1 protein-coding gene is annotated in these 2,958 nt (G+C 42.2%); it reads left to right on the plus strand.

Going from position 1 to position 2,958, the window contains the following annotated elements; all coding sequences use genetic code 11:
* Positions 1-377 precede the first annotated feature (377 nt).
* Positions 378-2,958: Ig-like domain-containing protein (locus AC6F75_RS01020; RefSeq protein WP_500713066.1), on the plus strand; the 2,581-nt coding region annotated here is incomplete at its 3' end.

The raw sequence follows: 2,958 nt of genomic DNA on the forward strand, positions 1-2,958 counted from the left end.
TGGCAAGTGGGCCTTATTTGCTCACTATAAAAATAGACGGTAAAACAGGAGTTTATAAACTGATAAAAAAATAAGTTTTAATAATTATTTACTAACTAAAGCGGGGATATATTTTATCTCCGCTTTTTTTGTACCCAAAACTGAACACTGCACACTGAATAGCTGAACAAAAAATGCTGAATACTTTGTACTGAATATTTTATGCCAAATACTTAAAACCAGCTTCCAAATTTACTATAACACTTTAACACTCAGTTTGATAAATTTAACAACAAGATGTAAGGGGATATTTAATGAAAATCTTTATATTTGGGGTCGCAGTCATTTTATTTGAATGTCATGTTGATTTTAGTCGTATAATTCAGAAAATATATCTTATGAAAAATTTTTACTATTGTCTGGGAATACTTGTATTCCTTTTTTATAACAATTCTTATTCGCAAAACTGCAGTACTTTAGAGATTCTTTCAACAACTCCCGGTTCTGTATGTGGTGAAGGCTCTGTAACCCTTGGAGCAACTGCAAGTGGCACAGGTGATGATATTTATTGGTACAATGCTGCTACAGGAGGTGTTTTTCTTGGGACTGGGTCTGTTTTTGAAACCCCTCCAATAAGTGCCACTACCTCTTTTTGGGCTACAGAGGTAATAGCAACAGGTGTGACTCTCACAGGCCAAGCTAAACCTGCTCCAACGAGTAATTCAAATACTTCAGGAGCTGGTTGGGGTTTAGTGTTTGATGCAAACCAAAACTTTACTTTAGTTGATGTTCAAGTTTTTTCAACAGGTGCTGGTGGAAATTTAGTAATCGAATTACAAAATTCTACAGGAACAATGCTTCAGTCAGCTTCAACAACTGTTCCCGGTGGTGGCTCAGCTACTTCACCTGTTCCTCATACCGTTCCGCTTAACTTCAATATTCCTTCAGCCGGAACATACCGTCTAATAGGAATTTCTACGCCTTCTATGATTAGAGAGTTTGCTGCAGAAAATGTATTTCCATATCCTTTAGGAACCGTAGGTTCTGTTACTTCAGGCTATATTAGCGGAATCAGTCAAACATACTATTGGTTTTATAATTGGACAGTTAGCACTGGATCAGTTACTTGCGAGTCGACTCCACGCACAGAAGTGATTGCCACTGTGGACAATAATGCAGATTTGGATGTACTTTCATTGCCCTATACACATACGGACAATACCGCAACTTACTTTAACAATTATTCCGGGATCCCCGGCAGTAACTGTGGAACTACAGGTCAGTATTTAAACGGCAACGATGTTGTTTACAAATACACCGCTGATGACAATTATATTTTAACAGTAGAACTTTCCGGATTAAGCGAGCCTTATTCCGGTGTATTTATTTATGAGAGCTGTTTGGATATTGGAGCTTCTTGTTTTGCTGAAGGCTCAGTGAACGACACCACGGGCACCCATAGTTTTCAGGTAGCGGTAGATGACACTGAAGAATACTTTATCGTGGTTTCATCTGCAGACCCAACAGTGTCGATGAACTACACACTGACTATCAATGGCACTACTTGTGCCAATTTTCCGGCTCCCACCGGACCCACTGCCCAGAATTTTATAGACGGACAGACCTTGGCAGACTTGGATGTTACAGGTTCAGAGCTGACGTGGTACAGTGATGTGGCCATGACAACTGTTATACCTGACGATACGGTTTTGGTGGATTTGACGACTTATTATGTGACCCAGAGTTTTCAGGGTTGTGAAGGTGCTGCCCTGGCCATAACGGTCACTGAGGTGCCTTGTACTTCTTTGGAAATATTGAACACTACGGCCGGTGCGGTTTGTGGGGAAGGCTTTGTGATACTCGAGGCCCAGGGTGCTGAGCCTGCGGTCAATACGGATATTTTTTGGTTTGATGCAGCCACAGGTGGCAGTTTGGCAGGAAAAGGTTCTCCTTTCAGGACCCCTGAACTGGAGCAAACCACTTCGTTTTGGGCTGCGGAAGTAGCTATTACCGGAGAAACATTTACTGGACAAGGAGCAATAAATCCTACAACATTGTCAAATTCAACTTTAAACAATTATGGCTTGGTATTTCAGGTGACCGAAGCTTTTACTTTAGAAAGTGTAACGGTGCTCAATACAGCTGCAGCCGCTGGTCAGATACAGGTGGATATACGTGATATTAACGACGGCAACAACATTGTATTTACAACCATAGCGGCTATGCCGGGTGGCGGAACTACAACGACTCCTGTGCCTGTTGTGATTCCAATAAATCACGACCTTCCGGTAGGGAACTACCGTATTTTGAGAGTCACTTCTGGAACAACTGTAGGTTTAGGAAATATGACAGCAGCAAACAGTAGTTTTCCATATGCACTTGCCAATAATGTTGGAACCATAACTAGTGGTTCTTTTTTGACTGGAACAACAACTGCATATTACTATTTCTTCGATTGGACCATAAGCGCTCAGGACATCCTCTGTGAGTCGTCACCGCGAGTAGAAGTGATTGCCACGGTCAATGATGTGGCCGACGAGCTGGTGACAGAGCCATTGCCTTTTGTGCATACAGCCAACACTTCAACCTACGGCAACAATTATGAAGGAAGCCCGGGTAACGATTGCAATGCTTCCGGTGGGGATTACCTCGATGGCGCTGATGTCGTGTACCAGTACTCTCCATCAGTAGGCGGGGTGTACAGCATTGAGCTTTCCGGTTTGTCAAGCAATAATGCAGCAGTATTTGTATATGAAAGTTGTTATGCTATTGGAAGCAGTTGTTATGCCGGAGCGGTAAGCGATGGCACGACCAACGACTTTGGTATAGCAGAAGTGCCGATGTATGACGGTTTTGATTACTTCATAGTCATATCAACTTCCAGTTCACCATCCACAGCATATACTTTAACAATAGATTTAGCGACGATAAACTGTGTAGATTATACTGCAGCTCCGGGAGGGGACGAAGACCAATTTT

This window comes from Planktosalinus sp., assembly GCF_059864935.1.